Below are 17,225 nucleotides of genomic sequence, written 5' to 3'. Positions count from 1 at the left end.
GATTTCCGCTCATTAAACACATTAAACCCCTCTAAACAGCCCCTCTCTTCCTTGGCACAGCTCCTGCTATAGCCAGCGCAGGCTGCGTTTAAACGCGCTCCACAAAAACAATTAAACGAAGGATCCTTCAATGGATAACTCCAATACCCTGCCCCTTGGGTCGGCGGCCGCGCCGGCCCCAGCAAAAACCACTGCGAGCCGGATCAAATCGATCTTCAGCGGCTCGGTGGGCAACATGGTCGAGTGGTACGACTGGTACGTCTACGCCGCCTTCTCGCTGTACTTCGCCAAAGCCTTTTTCCCGAAAGGCGACACCACCGCCCAACTGCTCAACACCGCCGCGATCTTCGCCGTGGGCTTCCTGATGCGCCCGATCGGCGGCTGGCTGATGGGCCTGTACGCTGACAAGGTCGGGCGTAAAAAAGCGCTGATGGCCTCGGTGTACCTGATGTGCTTCGGCTCGCTGCTGATCGCCCTCAGCCCGGGTTACGAAGTCATCGGCATCGGCGCGCCGATCCTGCTGGTGTTCGCCCGTTTGCTGCAAGGCCTGTCGGTCGGGGGCGAATACGGCACCTCCGCCACCTACCTCAGTGAAATGGCCACCAAGGAACGTCGCGGCTTCTACTCCAGCTTCCAATACGTGACCCTGATCTCCGGCCAGCTCATCGCGCTGGGCGTGCTGATCGTCCTGCAAAACGTCCTGACCACCGAACAGCTGTACGCGTGGGGCTGGCGTATTCCGTTCGCCATCGGCGCGTTGTGCGCGGTCGTCGCGCTGTACTTGCGTCGCGGCATGGAAGAAACCGAGTCGTTCACCAAGAAAGAAAAGGCCAAGGAAAGCGCCATGCGCACCTTGATGCGCCATCCCAAGGAACTGCTGACCGTGGTCGGCCTGACCATGGGCGGTACGCTGGCGTTCTATACCTACACCACCTACATGCAGAAATACCTGGTGAACACCGTCGGCATGAGCATTTCCGACTCCACCACGATTTCGGCGGCGACGCTGTTCCTGTTCATGTGCCTGCAACCGATCATTGGCGGCTTGTCGGATAAAGTCGGTCGGCGGCCGATCCTGATCGCCTTCGGCGTACTCGGGACGATCTTCACGGTACCGATCCTCACCACCCTGCACACGATCCAGAGCTGGTGGGGCGCGTTCTTCCTGATCATGGCGGCGCTGATCATCGTCAGCGGCTACACCTCGATCAACGCGGTGGTGAAGGCCGAACTGTTCCCGACTGAAATCCGCGCCCTCGGCGTTGGCCTGCCTTACGCACTGACTGTGTCGATCTTCGGCGGTACCGCTGAATACATCGCGCTGTGGTTCAAGAGCATCGGCATGGAAACCGGTTATTACTGGTACGTGACCGCGTGTATCGCAGTGTCGTTGCTGGTGTACATCACCATGAAAGACACCCGCAAACATTCGCGGATCACCACTGACTGATCCCTGCGGCGCTAGATAAAAAAGGGCAGACCCGGCGCGGGCCTGCCCTTTTTTTCGTCCAGTCGTCTCGGAATTTTCCGCATTAATGCCGAGTTAATTCCCACAGACCATTCTCACACTCAACCGAACGTTATCCCCGTCAACGCAGGCTTGCCTCGTTGCATCGTTTAAACGCTTGGCTAACGAATCGATAATATCGATTCAATTCAGCGTAATTTTGCGCTTTTTAATCAAATTTGTAGGTATAGGATAGATTCATATCCTCCTGCAAACGTGCACGAACTGGAGTCCTCAATATGAAAAGCAAATTGTTCCTCGCCATGGCCCTGAGTGTATTGGCTGCCAACACCTTCGCCGCCGACGGCTATGACCGCACCGGTTCCGCTGTTGCCGCCGACGGCTATGACCGCACGGGCTCGGCCACTGTCGCTGAAGATGGTTACGATCGCACCAACTCCGCGACTTTCGCTGAAGACGGCTACGACAACACCAAGTCGGCCTCCATCAGCTAACACCCTTCGCGCAGTACCACAGCCCGGCTTATGCCGGGCTTAATCTTGTCTGGGGATGACAAATGCCCGACTGGAAATAACCGCGTAGCCCTAGCACTATGTCGGCCATTCCCATTCGCTCAGGAACACCCTTCGACATGCCCGACGACATCCACTTCTACGAACCGTCCCAAGGCCATGGCCTGCCCCATGATCCGTTCAACGCCATCGTCGGCCCGCGGCCCATCGGCTGGATCTCCTCGCAGGACGCCAACGGTCGCCTGAATCTGGCGCCCTACAGTTTCTTCAACGCCTTCAACTACATTCCCCCGATCATCGGGTTCTCCAGCGTCGGGCGCAAAGACAGCCTGAACAACATCGAGCAGACCGGTGAGTTCGTCTGGAACCTGGCCACGCGGCCGCTGGCCGAACAGATGAACCAGAGCTGCGCGATGGTCGGACCGGAGGTCAATGAATTCGAACTGGCGGGGCTGACCCCGCTGGCGTCGAAAGTGATTCAAGTGCCGCGCGTTGCCGAAAGCCCGGTGACCTTCGAGTGCAAGGTCACGCAGATCATTCAGTTGCAGCGCGCCGACGGCAATGTGGTGCCGAGCTGGCTGGTGCTCGGCGAAGTGGTCGCGGTGCACATCGCCAAATGGCTGTTGAAGGACGGGGTGTACGACACCGCCGCCGCCGAACCGATTCTGCGCGGCGGCGGACCGGCGGATTATTTCCAGCTGGGCCCAGAGGCCTTGTTCAAGATGTTTCGACCGGGTGCGGTCAAGTAGCTACCAGACCAGTTCGGCGTCGTCACTGACGCCTTGCAGGCGTTCCAGTTCTTCGGTGGCGGCCGCATCGGCGGCAATCGCACCGGGGAAGACGTGCTCATTCAGCAGTTTGTGGAAACGCGGCGCCCCGCCATCGACCAGGGCTTTGACCGCGATCGCCGCGTGATAGCCCTTGTTGCCGCCCAGTTCCACGGGGACAACGGCGGAAACCGCTTCAAAGTGCTCGAATTCTTTACGTGCCATGTTGCAGATCTCGGCTCAGTTCAATAAGCGCGCATTAAACCCTCAACTGGCGATTTTGTGTACCAGCGCCGGGCATTCGCTCAGGGCTTGCGCCGCCGAGACATCCTTAAAAGTGTGGAAGTCCAGGCTGTTGACCACCAAGTCTTGCACCAACTCGGCGAACACCGCCATCGACGGGCTGCTGAAATAGGCCGTCATTGCCTGCTGATGCGCCCAGTAGCCGGACACCAGCCACAGGTCGCTGTCGCATTGCGACTGCTGCAAGGTAAACTGCAGGCAACCCGGCGCCTGGCGCGACGGCTCGATCAAGGTGCTCAGACGAAGGCCGAGCTCTGCGGAGCGACCGGCGCGAGCGCGGATAAAAGCCATGTGGCTGACGGGGATTTGCTTAACCATCTTCAACCCTCCCAGGGAGTCGAGTGGCAGCCGGGGGACGGGCTGCGACAGGATCAAAGGTTACGGGCCGCCACGCAGGGGCCGTTAGTCGATTCCTGTCACGCTGTTGCACAATCCTGCGGTTGTAGGACGAAACCTCGGCGCGTCGATCTGTTTAACGCTCGCACCTGTTACTGAGTGTTTCAAGCAAGTTTGAAGCGGTTTAGTCCCTGCGCGCTTTACCTTTAAACAAACCGCTGCAGAATCAGGCAAGCATCTGACAGGATGTGTCTACCGCTTACGCTTGCACAAACATAAGCTCTGTCCATCCCCCAGCCTGACCGAGGATGCCCGCTCATGTCGTCGCTCGAACACCTTGAAGCCCCGCTGGACGCCGAACTGGAGAAGCAGCGGGCGGAACTGGCGGCCATCATCGACCGCAGCACCTCGGAGGATGGCACCTACGCCACCGCCGTGGATGCGCTGTTCATGTCCAGGCACAGCCGCACCCACCAATTCGCCCCGGTGCTGGCGCAACCGGCGCTGTGCATCATGGCTCAGGGGCGCAAGGAAGTGCGGCTGGCGGACGAATGCTTCAACTACGACCCGCTCAATTACCTGGTGGTTTCGGTGTCGATGCCGCTGACCGGTCGGGTGGTGAACGTTACGTCCGAAGAGCCGATCCTCGCGGTGCGCCTGGACATCGATCCGGCGGAAATCTCCGCGTTGATCGCCGACGCCGGCCCGCTTGGCGTACCCACCCGGCCCACCGGCCGAGGCTTGTACGTCGAACGTCTGGACGCGCCGATGCTCGACGCAGTCCTGCGCCTGACCCGCTTGATCGACACCCCGAAAGACATCGCCATGCTCGCGCCGCTGATTCGCCGGGAGATCCTCTATCGCCTGCTGCGCAGCAAGCAGGGGCATCGGCTGTATGAAATCGCCGTCGCCAGCAGCCAGAGCCATCGGGTCAGCCAAGCGGTGAAATGGCTCAACGGCCACTACGAACAGCCGCTGCGCATCGATGAACTGGCCAAGGAAGTGAATCTCAGCGTGTCGACCCTGCACCACCGCTTCAAAGCCATGACCGCCATGAGCCCGCTGCAGTACCAGAAGCAACTGCGCCTGCAAGAAGCCCGACGGCTGATGCTCGCCGAAGGCATCGAAGCCTCGGCCGCCGGCTACCGCGTGGGCTACGAAAGCCCCTCGCAATTCAGCCGCGAATACAGCCGCCTGTTCGGCGCACCGCCGTCCAGAGACCTGGCGCGATTGCGGATGAGTGTTTGAGCCGGGGGCTGTGGCGTCAGGGCTGACGTCATCGCTGGCAGGCCAGCTCCCACAGGTTTTGAGGTGGATGCGAATGCCAGGAACACTGGAGATCCCTGTGTGGGGCTTGGCCGCGATGGCGGTGGGTCAGGAATGAAGTGTCGACTGGGCTGACGCCATCGCTGGCAAGCCAGCTCCCACAGGGTCTATGGTGTTTTCGAGAAATTCGCCAGCAGGCTCGACGCCTTCGTCGGAACGCCGCCCGGAGCCGGCTCGCTCCCACAGGGGGGACGCGTACAACCCGAAGCCAGGTCGGCTATAAGGCCGCCTGCTTTTGATCTGCTCTGCCCCGTTAACCAGAGGCTGAACGCAGGTCTTGCGCAGTGGGCAACCCGGCAGGACGCCGGGTTAGCCGCCCCCGGCCAGGGATGGCCGATGGCGACGGGCCCACGGAGCAAGGCCGGAGTGAAGGCATGCCGAGCCTAGACGAGGCACCGAATGGAGGGGATTAGAGCGCTTGGTTACTTGGCGCTTTTCCAAGTAACCCGCTGTAAGAGCGGAACCTATATCAGCCATCACCAAAGGAATGGATATGTACACCCTTAAACAATCCAGCGCCTGCAACAAAGCCATCGCTGGCAAGCCAGCTCCCACAGGGCAAGCTCGCGCCCACCCGAAGCGGTCGCGGGAGCTCAAAGCCCGCGAATCACGTGCTTGACCTCCTGAAACGCCTGCAACCCCCACGGCCCCAACTCGCGGCCGATGCTGCTTTGCTTAAAACCGCCCCACGCCGTCTGCGGGAAGATCACCTGCGGCGCATTGATCCACACCAGCCCCGCTTGCAGTGCACTGGCCACCCGCTCCGCCGCCACCAGGTCGCGGCTGACCACACTGGCCACCAGACCAAACGGCGTGTCGTTGGCCAAGGCAATCGCCTCAGCTTCCGACGTAAAACGGCGCACGCAAATGACCGGGCCGAAAATCTCATCGCACCACAGCTCGCTGTCCAGCGGCACGTCGGTGAACACCGTCGGTTGCAAGAAATAGCCGCGCGGCAGCTCCGCCGGACGCTGGCCGCCACACAGCAGCCGTGCCCCGGCGCTTAATCCACGATCAATGTGGCCCAGCACTCGCTGGTACTGCGCCTGATTGACCAACGCGCCCATTTCCACTGCGGGATCGAACGGATCGGCGACGCGAATGGCCTCGGCGCGGGACTTGAGGCGCGCGAGAAAAGCCTCCGCCAACTCCTGCGCCACCAGCACCCGACTGGTGGCCGAGCACATCTGCCCGGCATTGAAGAAACCTCCGCCACAGGCCAGTTCCACCGCCAGGTCGAGGTCGGCGTCGGCGAGCACCAGCAGTGATGATTTGCCCCCCAGTTCCAGGCTCACGCCTTTGACGGTTTCCGCCGCGCTTTGCATGACCTGCACGCCAACCGCGTTGCTGCCAGTGAAGGAAATCTTCGCCACCCTTGGGTCGGCGGTGAGTGGTGCGCCGACGGCCATCCCGGTGCCGCAGACCAGATTGAACACGCCGTTTGGCAACCCGGATTCGGCGATGATAGTCGCCAGTTCCAGCTCCGGCAGCGGCGTGACTTCCGACGGCTTGAGCACCACGCAGCAGCCGGCGGCCAGAGCCGGGGCGAGTTTCCAGGCGGTGGTGACCATGGGGAAATTCCACGGCACGATCAGCCCGACCACACCACAGGGTTCGCGGCGCAAGCGTGCGCTGAATCCATCGCTGGGCAACGCCACGGGGCTGTCCTGGGCGGCATCCAGACCTTCAGCCAATCCGGCGTAATACTCGAACGTAGCGATCACATCATCGACGTCGATCGCCGCCTCAAACAGCGGCTTGCCGTTGTTGGTGGCTTGCAGCTGCATCAATTGCTGGCGACCGGCGCTGACCCCGGCGGCAATCCGGCGCAGGATTGCCCCTCGCTCGGCGCCCGAGGTTGTCGACCAGGCGCCGAACGCCCGACTCGCCGCACTGACCGCGCGATCCACGGCCTCGGCATCGCCGCCGATCACGGTAGTCAGCAGGGCCTCGGTAGCCGGGTTGATCACGCGCAGGTGTTCGCCGCCGGCCGACCACTGACCGTCGATGTACAGGCCTTCCAGTGTCGTCGGAAAATTCATCGCGCCACCGCCCGCATCCATTGCCCCTGATCGATTTCAATCAGCGTCGGCCCTTGGCGATCGCTGGCCGCGCGCAAGGCCTGGCGCAGCGCCTCGACCCCGCTGACCGCTTCGGCCGCACAGCCCAGGCCTTTGGCGACTGCGATGAAATCCGGGGTGTAGATGTCGACGCCGACCGGTTCGATGGCACGGTTGACCATGTACTTCTTGATCTCTTCGTAGCCTTGGTTATTCCATAACAGCACGATCACCGGGGTACGCGCTTCCACGGCGCTGGCCAGTTCCGGCAGGGTGAATTGCAAGCCGCCGTCGCCGATCAGGCACACCACCGGCGGGCGCTTGCCGCCCTCGACCGCGCCACCGAGCCAGGCGCCAATCGCTGCCGGCAAGGCGTACCCCAAGGTGCCGTAGCCGGTCGATGAGTTGAACCAGCGGCGCGGGCGCTCAGGGTTGAACGTCAAGTTGCCGGTGTACACCGGTTGCGTCGAATCGCCGACGAACACCGCGTTTGGCAAAGTCTGCAGCACAGTGTCGAGGAACAGCGTCTGGGCCTGGGTCGGCGCATCCCAGGTGCTCGACAAGGCTTCTCGCAAACCGGCGGCTCGCACATGGCCCCAGTCGTCGCGGCGCGCAGTTAAGGTGTGCGCGGCCAAGGCGTCGAGCAGCGCTTGGGCCGCGTGGCGCGAATCGGCCACCAGCGCGAGGTGCGGCGGGTAATTGCGCACGGTCTGGTCCGGGTCGATGTCGATCCGCAGCAAATCGCCAGGAATCTCGAAGCCGCCCGCGAAGGTCACATCGTAATCGGTCTCGGCCAGTTCGGTGCCGATCGCCAGCACCACATCGGCCTCGGCCACCAACGCGCGGGTGGCCACCAGGCTCTGGGTCGAGCCGATCAGCAACGGATGGCGCGACGGCAACAGGCCTTTGGCGTTGATGGTCAGCGCCACCGGAGCGTCGAGCAACTCGGCCAGTTCAGTCAGTTCGGCAGCGGCGTCAATCGCGCCGCCACCGGCCAGGATCAACGGCCGCTTGGCCTCGGCCAGCCTCGCGCCCATGCGCTGCACGGCACTGGGCGACGCACCGGCACGGTCGACAGTGATCGGCAGGCTGGCGAGCAACTCATCGGCCTCTTCCACCAGCACATCCAAAGGAATTTCGATGTGCACCGGGCGCGGGCGTCCGGCCTGGAACAGCGCGAAGGCACGGGCCAGTACCGCGGGCAATTCCGCTGCCGAGAGCAAGGTGTGGGAGAACGCCGCCACGCCCGCGACCAGCGCGCCCTGGTTCGGCAGTTCATGCAGCTTGCCGCGCCCGCCGCCCAGTTGCGAACGGCTCTGCACGCTGGAGATCACCAGCATCGGGATCGAATCGCCATAGGCCTGGCCCAAGGCAGTGGTGATGTTGGTCATGCCGGGGCCGGTGATGATGAAGCACACACCGGGTTTGCCGCTGGTACGCGCATAGCCGTCGGCCATGAAGCCGGCGCCCTGTTCGTGGCGCGGGGTGACGTGGCGGATGCTCGAACGGGCCAGCCCGCGATACAGCTCCACGGTATGCACGCCGGGAATGCCGAACACCTGCTCGACCCCGTAGTTTTCGAGTAACTTGACCAACACTTCGCCGCACGTCGCCATGTCTTTGTCCTTCTTGTTCGCTTGAGACGCCGGGCCTGCGCAGTGTTTATGCCGCGCAACAGCCCCCAGGTATATCCGCATTGGAACGGGCGAGCGCTGGCCGCAACAATGGATAAAAAGTCATACTAGCCATGACTTCACGTCATACCTTGGACTGCCATGAAACGACTGCCCCCGCTCCCGGCTCTGCACACCTTCCTGATCACCGCGCAGTGCTGCAATTTCACCCGCGCCGCCGAGCAGTTGCACATCACCCAGGGTGCGGTGAGCCGGCAGATCGCCGGGCTGGAAGCGCAGTTGGGTTATGAGTTGTTCATCCGCCAGGCCCGAGGCTTGAGCCTGACCGCCGAGGGCCGCGAATGGCTGCCACGGGTACAGCAGGTGTTCGGTTTGATTGGCGAGGCGGTCGAGCAGATCGGCGAAAAACGCCAGACCCTGCAACTCAAGGCCCCGACCTGCGTGATGCGCTGGCTGTTGCCACGGTTGCTGCAATGGCAGAAGGAACGACCGGAGGTGCCGGTGCAACTGACCACCACGGTCAAGCACGGCATCGATTTTCGGCGCGAGCAATTTGATGCGGCGGTGATCTACGGCGCGGCGCCGGAGGCGATGCTGAGCTCGCAGCATTTGTTCGATGAGCAACTGACGCCAGTCTGTTCTCGCCCCTTGCTCGAAGGCCCGAACCCGTTGCGCTCGCCAACGGATCTGCAACAGCATTTGCTGCTGCACCCGACCCTCGATGAACGGGACTGGAACGCCTGGCTAAGCAGCGCCAACGTGCGTTTGAGTAACGTCAGCCAGGGTCAGCACTTTGAAACCCTGGACCTGGCGATGTCGATGGCCGCTCAGGGCACCGGGGTGGCCATCGGTGACTGGTCGCTGATCGGCGAAGACCTCAATGCCGGGCGCCTGGTGATGCCATTCGACCTGAAAGTGAAAACCGGCCTGGCGTATTACGTGGTGTTCCCGCAGAAAAACCCGCCGTCAGCCCGATTGCTCGAGCTGACGGCGTGGCTGGTCGAGCAGGCTCGGATGCGCTGATCTCAATAGCCTACGGTAAAGCGCTGCCGCGAGTGCTTGGGCGCTTCGACTTCGTCAAGTAATGCGACCGCGTAGTCGGCGAAACTGATCCAGCTGCGCCCGGCGGCGCTCACCAGCAAGTGCTCGCTGCCGAGACGGAACTCCCCCCTGCGCTCGGCTTCGACAAACTCGGCCGAGGGCGACAGAAAGGTCCAGTCCAGCGCTGTTTCCTCGCGTAACTGCGCAAGGAATTGCGCGCCGGCACTGGCCTCCGCACGGTACTCCTCAGGAAAGCCCTCGCTGTCGATCACACGCTTACCGTCCGGCAACAACAGCGAACCGGCACCGCCGACCACCAGCAAGCGCGGCACCCCGGCCTGCTTCACTGGCCCGATCACGGCACTGGCCGGTACGGTGGCGAAGTGTGCGGCGCTGATCACCACATCGTGACCTTGCACGGCGGCTTGCAGCGCGTGGCTATCCAAAGCGTCGACATCCTTCGCCACGACGCCGGACCGGGGGTTGACACCTGACGTATTACGGGCGATGGCGGTGACGCGATGACCGCGACGCAGGGCTTCTTCCAGCAGTTGGCTTCCGGCACGACCGGTGGCCCCGATGATTGCGATAGAACTCATGACGTTCTCCTGCAGGTTGTGGTTCGTTGGGTACGGAGCTTAGTTGCCGATCCCGGTACAAAAAATGCGATGCTGCGCCATAGTTTGTTTCACAAATCGGGCAAATCATGGACCGTCTACAGGCAATGCAAGTGTTTGTCAGCGTGGTCGACCTCGGCAGCCAGTCCGCCGCCGCGGATCATCTGGAGCTGTCACGGCCGGTGGTTTCGCGCTACCTGGCGGAACTGGAAGACTGGATCGGCGCGCGCCTGATGCATCGCACCACACGCAAACTGAGCCTGACCGCCGCCGGTACCGAGTTGCTGCCCCGCTGCCGGCAAATGCTTGAGCTGTCCGGTGACATCCAGGCCATCGGCAGCGCACCGCAAGACGCGCCACGGGGCCTGCTGCGGGTCAGCGTCAGCACCTCGTTCGGCCAGGCGCAATTGGCCGATGCGATGGTGGAATACGTGCAGCGTTACCCGGCGGTGAGCATCGATTTGCAGATGCTCGACCGCACGGTGAACCTGGTCGAGGAGCGCATCGACTTGGCGATTCGCTTGACCAACGAAGTCGATCCCAACCTGATCGCCCGGCGCCTGACCGCGTGCCGCTCAGTGATCTGTGCGTCGCCCGCCTACCTGCTTGAGCATCCGATACCGCTCCGGGTCGAGGATTTGAGCCAGCACAACTGCCTGACGCACTCGTACTTCGGGCGCAATCTGTGGCATTTCGAGCAGGCGGGCGAGCAGGTTTGCGTACCGGTAGACGGCAACCTGCTGGCCAATGACGCCGGGACCTTGATGCAATTCGCGATGGCCGGCGCCGGAGTGGCGATGCTCCCGAGTTTCCAGGCCGGCGATCTGATTCGCAGCGGCGCCCTGGTGCGCCTGCTGCCTCACGCGGAACCGCGCTCGCAAAGCATTTACGCGGTTTACACCTCGCGCAAGCACATGCCGCCAGCGCTGCGCAGTCTGCTGGATTTCCTGGTGCTGCGATTTCCCGAACAACCGGCTTGGGATGTCGGGCTGTAGGGCATTGCCCACTGACTCATCAGCGATCTGAATGACGCGATAATGACAAGACTGGCGGTGCTGGCAACCGGCTATGGCTGACCTATGCTCAATGCAGTACCCACGGGTATTTCGTTCAGAGGTCCACCGCCATGAACATCAAAACAAGAAGATATTTCGCGATTTTCATCACCTGCGCCGCGACCATGGCGCTGTACGGCGCGGCGGCCTGGCGCGTCGAGCAGCTGCGCCAGTTGCCTCGGGAATACGCGAGCTGCAGCGTCGAACGCTGCATCCCTCATAACGCGACGCTCAACGCCCTTCGCTGATCGACGGGCTCAGGTTTCGCCGTTGTCCTGATCGGCCTTCAAGCGGTCGCGGAAAGCCTTTGGCGAAATTCCGACGCGCCGGCGAAATAGCCGGGTGAAGTTGGTCGGGTCGGAAAAGCCGAGGACTTCGGACATTTCGTAGATGGTCATGCTGGTGAAAGTCAGCAGCCGTTTGGCTTCGAGCAATTGCCGCTCGTGCATGATCTGCAAGGCCGGTTGCCCCGCCAGTTCGCGACAAGTGCCGTTCAGGTGCGACACGGAAATGCCCAGGCGATGGGCCAGGTCCTCGACCTTGACGTGTTGCCGATAGGTTTCTTCCACCAGCTGAATAAAGCCGTTGAGGTAGTCGCGCGCCCGTTGCGGACGCTGGCTCGCGGCGCGGCGCTGCATCGCCTGACGGCTGAGCCAGACCATGATCACGCTGACCAGCGAGTGCATGAGCATGTCCCGCGCCGGTTGATGGCCGGTGTACTCGCCCAGCAATGAGGAAAACAGACTGTTCAGGTAGTCGCTGTCGGCGCCCGTCGGGTAGCTGTCGGGGTGCGCGAAACCGCCGGCGGAGCTGCCCAATTGCCCTTGCAGATGGGCTATCAACGGCGCCGCCAAGGTCAGCACGAAGCCTTCGACGTCCTCGGAGAAACGGAAGCCATGCACCGATGACGGCGGCAGGACCTGAATCGCCGATTCGGACAACTGCGTGTGTTTGCCATCGACTTCAAGCTCGGCCTGACCTTTGAAGACGAACAGCAACTGGCACACATCATCGTGGCGGTGGGGTTTGATTTCCCACTGATGTTCGCGGCTGCGGTTGGAGATGGTCTCGCAGTGCAGCAAGTCAGGGGTCGGCCAGTCCAGGCTTTCACCGTACAGCTTGAACAGCGGAATCGAAGGCAGGTCAGGCGTGTTCATCACTTCAATCCAGGCCTCGAGGTGGCGGGCGACAATGGCGCCGATTGGCAGAATGTACCGCTAGCGACTGAGTGTTCACCTTCAATTGACGGACTCGCCAGTGAAAAATGCAAGCACTCAATCCATAAAAATGACCCAACGGCATCCGCAGCTTACGGGGAAAACACCATGCGAGGCTATCGAATAGGCTGCTATCGACTTACACTGGCGAGCATCCCCGCTCGCTCGTTCCCGGCGGGACCCACACTGCCCGCAGGTTCCGCCCCGTGACCAATCTCAATCAGCCCGAATCGCCCAAACCCGCCATCCGCAGCGTGTTGGTCGCCTTGATGATGGCGATCTTCCTCGGTGCCCTGGACCAGACCATCGTTGCCGTGTCGATGCCGGCCATCTCCGCACAATTCAAGGATGTGAGCCTGCTGGCTTGGGTGATTTCCGGCTACATGGTGGCGATGACCGTGGCCGTGCCGATCTACGGCAAGCTCGGCGATTTGTATGGTCGACGCAAGTTGATGCTGTTTGGCATGGGGCTCTTCACCCTCGCCTCGCTGTTCTGCGGCCTGGCGCAGAGCATGGAACAACTGGTGCTGGCGAGGATTTTCCAGGGCATCGGCGCTGGCGGCATGATCTCGGTCAGCCAGGCGATCATTGGTGACATCGTGCCGCCCCGGGAGCGCGGTCGTTATCAAGGTTATTTCAGCAGCATGTACGCGGTGGCCAGCGTGGCCGGTCCGGTGCTCGGTGGCTACATGACCGAATACCTGTCATGGCGCTGGGTGTTTCTGATCAACCTGCCCCTGGGCCTCGGCGCCTGGTGGGTGGCCAACCGCAACCTGGTCGGGCTGCCGATTCCACAGCGCAAGCCGATCATCGATTACCTCGGCACAGTGTTGATGATCATCGGCCTGACTGCATTGCTGCTGGCGATCACCGAGGTCGGCCAAGGGTACGCCTGGGGCAGCGCCGAAGTACTGGGATTGTTTGCCTGTGCCGTGCTGGTGCTAGGGCTGTTCGTCTGGCATGAACGGCGGACCCGGGAGCCGTTGCTGCCGATGCATCTGTTCGCCAACCGCAGTGCAGTGCTGTGCTGGAGCACGATTTTCTTCACCAGTTTCCAGGCGATTTCCCTGATTGTGCTGATGCCGCTGCGCTTTCAGAGCGTGACCGGTGCCGGTGCCGACAGCGCCGCCCTGCACTTGCTGCCCTTGGCCATGGGCCTGCCGATCGGCGCGTACTTTGCTGGGCGCCGCACCTCGGTGACCGGTCATTACAAACCGATGATCCTCACCGGCGCAGTGCTGATGCCGATCTCAATCATGGGCATGGCCTTCAGCGCGCCGGACGCATTGCTGCTGAGCAGCCTGTTCATGTTGCTCAGCGGGATCGCCAGCGGCATGCAGTTCCCGACTTCGCTGGTGGGGACACAAAACTCAGTGGAGCAGCGCGACATCGGCGTGGCCACCAGCACCACCAATCTGTTCCGCTCGCTGGGCGGCGCGGTGGGCGTGGCATTGATGTCAGCGTTGCTGCTGGCCCTGCTGCAGGACTCAAGCTTTGCGCACCTGGCCGGTTCTTCGCTGATGGCCGAAGGGCATTCCGGCAACGTGCTGCTCGACGGCCTGAACGCCGCGCCGGGCGATGCGCAAAACGCGCTGCGCGCTGAGTTGCTGGTGACCTTCCGCCACTTGCTGATGGTCAGCGCCGCCGTGTCCCTGCTTGGGCTGGCGGCGGCGCTGGTGATGCCGAACAAGGTGCTGCGCGGGCGCGAACATGCAGATCGCTAAGCCTCGGCGCTGCTGCTTTGCTGGCGAGGTAGCTAGCGTGGAGAGATAGCTTTTTGTGGCGTGACCGCGGTTTGTGGCGAGGGAGCTTGCTCCCTCGCCACGCCACTCCACGGAAGTCGCCGTCGAGGTCCAACATCGTTCAAGGGCTGTAATACCCCACTGCCACCAACAGATGCCCGGCCTTTTTCAGGTAGGCGTGTTTGTCCTCGACCTTGGCGGTGACCGGGTTTTTCCAGCGGTATTCGTACTCCCCCTGATCCTGGGTCGCCATCATTTGCAGGATCGGCTCACCCACCGGTTTGCCTTCCGGATCCTTGATTCGCGAAAAGTCGGTGTTGATCAATCGCAACGTCGTGCCATGGCCGAGGTAGCGTCGGGTGTTGAGGTCGACGACGAATACATAGAGGTCATCCTGCAGGTAACCGCCCTTAAGGGAGTTGATCGCAGTCAGCGTGCCCTTTTCGTCCTTGGTCAGGTCGGCGGCGGCTTTGTCGAGCAGAGCCTTGGCCTGTTCAGCAGAAGCGCGGGGCTGGTAATAACCGACCGCAAGAATCCGTTCACCGACCCGCTGATAGAACACATGCTTGCGCTCGACTTTGCCATCGGCCCAGTTGCGCCAGTGGTATTCGGTCTGTTGGATGCCGTTGCTTTCCGGCTTTTTCAAGACTTCCTGGAAACCTTTGCGAACATCGGGCTCCAGCGCGTTGGACACGTCGCGACCAATCAGCACGGAAGACGGTCCGCCGCTGGCAAGCATTACGCCTTGGGTGTTGACCACGAACACATAGCGATCCTTGTCGACGAACTCGCCCTGACGGCTGAACGCGGCGAACGCTTTGTCGCCGTTGTCATGGTAGTAAGCCAAGGCTTTTTCCAGCAGCGCCTTGGCGGCGCGGGCGTCTTCCTGCTCCGTGGTGGCGGCTTGAGCCAGCCCCAGACTCAATAGCAGCATTACGCTCAGCCAGGCTGACTTGTGCAGAAACCCCATTGCGCATCCCTCGATCTTATTGGTGTTTCAAGAGCGTAGACGGCAATGGAGGGGACGTCGGAATTCGCTGATTGGCAGTGTGTAAGGAAATCATTCCCGACCGCGCCGGGAATGAGTCTGGCCCAATCAGCGCGCGTTGAGCTGCTGTTGCAGGTTCTGGATCTGCGCTTGCAGGGTGTTGATGTTGCGGGTGATCTGGCCGCGGAACGCGTCAAACTCAGCAGTGCTCGAAGCGCCTTGCGCGCCGGCCGGACGATTATCCTGCTCGCTTTTGAGCACGATCATGTCTTGCTCCAGCCGTTCGATGGCTGCGCTCGGGTTGCCCTGCTTCTTCAGCGCGGCAATGTCGGCCCCGATGCTTTTTAATTGGGCATCGACCTTGCTGGTGTCGGTCGGGGCGCTCTTCAACGCCGCCAGGTCGCTGCTGAGGCTTTTCACCTGCGCCTGCAGTTGCGTGTTGGCGGTTTGCAGTTCCGTGGCGTGGCTGGTCGCCAGGGTCAGGCGCTTATCCAGATCGCTGGTCTGCGCCGACATTTGCGCCAAGCGCTTGTCGAGGTCGCTGGCCTGGCCGGCCACGCCTTGCTGTTCTTTGCTCTGATCCTGCAACGCGGCTTGCAGTTGTTTGATCTGTGCTTTCAACGCCTCGCTGTCGCTGCTGACGTTGCTCTGACTGGCCACGACCTTGCCGGAAATATCCTGCAAGCGCCCCGCCGCTTCCTCGCTGATCCGCGCAAAGCTTTCCTGAGTCGCTACCAACTGCTGCTCCATCAGCGAAATCTGCTGAAAGCTCCACCAGGCCAGGCCGGCGAACGCGAAGAACAGCGCGCCGACCAACGCCCAGAGCGGCCCGGTGCTGGCACTCTTGACCTTGACTACGGGCGCGGTGCGCGAATGCACGGCAGTGCGGGCGGTGGGCGGGAAATCATCGTCATCATCGAGCGGGTCGGCGCGCAGGCTCGGTACATCGTCAAAATCGTCGTTGGCATCGTTACGCATGGACATTGAGGCAACCTTTGTAAAAACGCGGTGATGGCAGGATGCGGCAAGTATAACGCCCACACCGCCCCGATTGACCCTGAACCCGCGACTCGGTTCAGTAGGACAGTTCCGGCATTGTTGTCAGCGAATGTCCTGGGCTTTCCACCAGCCGCAGAACTCGTCGAGGGCCGTCCACAGGCTGACCTTCGGTTCGTAGTCCAGATAATGCCGCGCACGGCTGATATCGAGGGTGAAATTTTTGTTCATGATCTGCATGCCCAGCCGCGACAGGGTCGGCTCCGGTTGCCCCGGCCATATTTTGCACGCTGCTTCGTTGAGCGCCGCGACGCTGTACGCCAGCCCGTAGGAACGGTAGCGCGTGACCTGTGGGACGTCCATTTGGCGCATCACGTAATTGACCACATCCCATATCGGCACCGGAGTGCCGTTGCTGATGTTGTAGGCCTTGCCCAAGGCCGAACCGCTGGCGAGCAAACTGCTGAGCAGCGCTTCGTTGAGGTTCTGCATGCTGGTGAAATCGGCTTTGTTCAAACCATTGCCGATGATCGACAGCCGTCCCTTGCGCTGCATCCTCAGCAAGCGCGGGAAGATGCTGGTGTCGCCAGCGCCGGTCACAAAGCGCGGCCGCAGGGCGAGTACTTCAAGGCCAAATTCCTGGGCGCCGAACACCGTTTGTTCGGCCAGGTATTTGGTTGCGGCGTAAGGATGTTTGAAGCGCTTGGGCACTTGTTCTTCGGTGAGGTCCATGTGATCGCGGCCGTCGAAATAGATCGACGGCGACGACAGGTGCACCAGGCGCCGAACCTTCTGTTTGAGGCAGGCCTCGACCACGTTTTCCGTGACCTGGACGTTGCCTTGATGGAAATCCTGATAACGCCCCCAGGTGCCCACCGCACCGGCGCAATGCACCACGGCGTCGACGTCGACGCACAGGTCGCGCACCAGCTCGAGGTCGCTCAGATCCCCCTGAATAAACTCGGCACCACGGCGCACCAGATGCTCGACGCCGTCGGCCCGGCGACCATTGACCCGCACGTCCAGGCCCTGCTCCAGCGCGAAACGCGCAAAGCGCCCGCCAATGAAGCCGCTTGCGCCGGTAACCAGAATTTTCATGTAGTGCTCCAACGAATGCAGTGGCGAACTTCAAACAACAAGCCGCCGGTTAAAAACGCCGCAAG

17 protein-coding genes are annotated in these 17,225 nt (G+C 61.9%); 8 read left to right on the top strand and 9 right to left on the bottom strand.

The genetic code is table 11. From position 1 onward, the window contains the following. Nucleotides 1–130: 130 nt before the first annotated feature. The 3 genes from RG836_RS24445 (at nt 131) to RG836_RS24435 (ending at nt 2,729) form a co-directional block, all read left to right on the top strand. Nucleotides 131–1,450 (top strand): MFS transporter, encoded by a 1,320-nt coding sequence (locus RG836_RS24445; RefSeq protein ID WP_310850267.1) that lies wholly within the window; start codon nt 131–133, stop codon nt 1,448–1,450. Nucleotides 1,451–1,746: 296 nt separating this feature from the next. Beyond that, complete coding sequence (locus tag RG836_RS24440) at nt 1,747–1,962, top strand: hypothetical protein (RefSeq protein ID WP_310850266.1); 216 nt, start codon at nt 1,747–1,749, stop codon at nt 1,960–1,962. Between the two features lie 137 nt (nt 1,963–2,099). Continuing rightward, nucleotides 2,100–2,729 (top strand): flavin reductase family protein, encoded by a 630-nt coding sequence (locus RG836_RS24435; RefSeq protein WP_310850265.1) that lies wholly within the window; start codon nt 2,100–2,102, stop codon nt 2,727–2,729. Here the strand turns inward: RG836_RS24435 and RG836_RS24430 are convergent, their stop codons facing one another. Together RG836_RS24430 and RG836_RS24425 are read right to left on the bottom strand one after the other, a co-directional pair. Next, a complete protein-coding gene (locus RG836_RS24430) occupies nt 2,730–2,972 on the bottom strand; it encodes a hypothetical protein (protein ID WP_310850264.1) in 243 nt (80 codons plus the stop codon). A gap of 42 nt (nt 2,973–3,014) precedes the next feature. After that, nucleotides 3,015–3,368: an antibiotic biosynthesis monooxygenase family protein gene (locus tag RG836_RS24425; RefSeq protein ID WP_310850263.1), complete on the bottom strand. Its 354-nt coding sequence runs from the start codon at nt 3,366–3,368 to the stop codon at nt 3,015–3,017. 336 nt (nt 3,369–3,704) lie between these two features. Between RG836_RS24425 and RG836_RS24420 the strand changes: the two genes are divergently transcribed. Continuing rightward, complete coding sequence (locus RG836_RS24420) at nt 3,705–4,634, top strand: AraC family transcriptional regulator (RefSeq protein WP_310850262.1); 930 nt, start codon at nt 3,705–3,707, stop codon at nt 4,632–4,634. A 671-nt stretch (nt 4,635–5,305) separates the two neighbouring features. Here RG836_RS24420 and RG836_RS24415 read toward each other — a convergent pair. Together RG836_RS24415 and RG836_RS24410 are read right to left on the bottom strand one after the other, a co-directional pair. Next, nucleotides 5,306–6,754 (bottom strand): aldehyde dehydrogenase family protein, encoded by a 1,449-nt coding sequence (locus tag RG836_RS24415; RefSeq protein WP_310850261.1) that lies wholly within the window; start codon nt 6,752–6,754, stop codon nt 5,306–5,308. Beyond that, nucleotides 6,751–8,388 carry a 5-guanidino-2-oxopentanoate decarboxylase gene (locus RG836_RS24410; protein ID WP_310850260.1) on the bottom strand — a complete coding sequence of 546 codons (1,638 nt, stop codon included), beginning with the start codon at nt 8,386–8,388 and terminating at the stop codon, nt 6,751–6,753. Before RG836_RS24410 ends, RG836_RS24415 begins: the two co-directional genes overlap by 4 nt. A gap of 159 nt (nt 8,389–8,547) precedes the next feature. Here RG836_RS24410 and RG836_RS24405 point away from each other — a divergent pair, with 159 nt between their 5' ends. Then, complete coding sequence (locus RG836_RS24405) at nt 8,548–9,429, top strand: LysR substrate-binding domain-containing protein (protein ID WP_310850259.1); 882 nt, start codon at nt 8,548–8,550, stop codon at nt 9,427–9,429. A 2-nt stretch (nt 9,430–9,431) separates the two neighbouring features. On the opposite strand, the gene RG836_RS24400 is transcribed toward RG836_RS24405, so the two are convergent. Beyond that, entirely contained in the window at nt 9,432–10,046 is a 615-nt protein-coding gene (locus RG836_RS24400) for an NAD(P)-dependent oxidoreductase (protein ID WP_310850258.1), read from the bottom strand. A gap of 107 nt (nt 10,047–10,153) precedes the next feature. On the opposite strand from RG836_RS24400, the gene RG836_RS24395 reads away from it, so the two are divergent. Continuing rightward, on the top strand, nt 10,154–11,059 hold the full coding sequence (locus RG836_RS24395; protein WP_310850257.1) for a LysR family transcriptional regulator: 906 nt from the start codon (nt 10,154–10,156) through the stop codon (nt 11,057–11,059). Between the two features lie 131 nt (nt 11,060–11,190). Next, nucleotides 11,191–11,367, top strand: coding sequence for a hypothetical protein (locus RG836_RS24390; protein WP_310850256.1), 177 nt, complete (start codon nt 11,191–11,193; stop codon nt 11,365–11,367). A gap of 9 nt (nt 11,368–11,376) precedes the next feature. On the opposite strand, the gene RG836_RS24385 is transcribed toward RG836_RS24390, so the two are convergent. Further along, the gene (locus tag RG836_RS24385) at nt 11,377–12,276 is read right to left on the bottom strand and encodes a helix-turn-helix domain-containing protein (protein ID WP_310850255.1); all 900 of its coding nucleotides are present in this window, start codon (nt 12,274–12,276) and stop codon (nt 11,377–11,379) included. Nucleotides 12,277–12,542: 266 nt separating this feature from the next. On the opposite strand from RG836_RS24385, the gene RG836_RS24380 reads away from it, so the two are divergent. After that, complete coding sequence (locus tag RG836_RS24380; protein ID WP_310850254.1) at nt 12,543–14,060, top strand: MDR family MFS transporter; 1,518 nt, start codon at nt 12,543–12,545, stop codon at nt 14,058–14,060. Between the two features lie 139 nt (nt 14,061–14,199). Here the strand turns inward: RG836_RS24380 and RG836_RS24375 are convergent, their stop codons facing one another. The 3 genes from RG836_RS24375 to RG836_RS24365 all read right to left on the bottom strand — a co-directional run bounded on the left by RG836_RS24375 (nt 14,200) and on the right by RG836_RS24365 (nt 17,160). Then, a complete protein-coding gene (locus tag RG836_RS24375) occupies nt 14,200–15,048 on the bottom strand; it encodes a cache domain-containing protein (protein WP_310850253.1) in 849 nt (282 codons plus the stop codon). A gap of 126 nt (nt 15,049–15,174) precedes the next feature. Next, complete coding sequence (locus RG836_RS24370) at nt 15,175–16,050, bottom strand: ATPase (protein ID WP_310850252.1); 876 nt, start codon at nt 16,048–16,050, stop codon at nt 15,175–15,177. A gap of 117 nt (nt 16,051–16,167) precedes the next feature. Further along, the gene (locus RG836_RS24365; RefSeq protein ID WP_310850251.1) at nt 16,168–17,160 is read right to left on the bottom strand and encodes an NAD-dependent epimerase/dehydratase family protein; all 993 of its coding nucleotides are present in this window, start codon (nt 17,158–17,160) and stop codon (nt 16,168–16,170) included. Nucleotides 17,161–17,225 lie beyond the last annotated feature (65 nt).

The sequence above is a fragment of the Pseudomonas rhizozeae genome, assembly GCF_031583775.1.
In the GTDB taxonomy this organism is placed as follows: domain Bacteria; phylum Pseudomonadota; class Gammaproteobacteria; order Pseudomonadales; family Pseudomonadaceae; genus Aquipseudomonas.
The sequence above is the reverse complement of the archived record's forward strand: the minus strand, read 5'-3'. Positions and strand labels throughout refer to the sequence as shown.